This is a genomic window from Allobosea sp. P4_C6, assembly GCF_056402015.1.
On sequence record NZ_JBFUIF010000338.1, the window covers coordinates 1 to 589 of the forward strand.

The following is a 589-nucleotide window of genomic DNA, read 5'->3' on the forward strand; positions in this document are numbered from 1 at the left end:
GAAGCGCTGTCATAGCAAGAATGAAGGCCGAGAGGAGTAAACACACGCTATTTGTGACGATGAGAGGCCATTCTCCTAAGCCAATACCGTAAGCCGTCCAGAGAGCGAAGCCGGTTACAGTAAAGCAATAGGTCGTGGGCGAGATTGCGCGCGTGTCACGACTTTTCACGATGCGCCAAGCTTGCGGGACGAAGCTGATCATGGAGCACAATGCTGCTAGTGAGCCTACAACAGCGATCCAGTTCATCTGGAATCGGCCCGACGTGGATTTGCCCTGTCGTTTCTGAACCTCTCCAGCCTGGAACGGCGGATCCTAAACCGGATCAGCAGCGCCCCTAGGCTGATAATCCCTGCAAGACCAGCCCCCGCCCCCATCAGAAACCGCCCGGAGTACGGATTCGGGTATGGGGGATGGCTATATGGGGAACTTGCCGATGAGGCGCGTCCACGGGGCCGGCCGCTGATGAGATACGCGATTACTCCGCAGCCAATCGCGACAGCAAAGAGCGCCGCAGCGACGATAAGGCTGGCCGTCACAAGTCCAAATCGAAGCGCTAGTACCGCGTGGCCTGCATCAATCGCATAGCCC

Annotated in this window: 1 protein-coding gene; it reads right to left on the reverse strand. The window is 57.7% G+C overall.

The features are described from left to right. A partial coding sequence (locus AC1DVA_RS29005; protein ID WP_476808220.1) for a SemiSWEET family sugar transporter occupies positions 1 to 202 on the reverse strand: 202 nt, incomplete at its 3' end. Positions 203 to 589 lie beyond the last annotated feature (387 nt).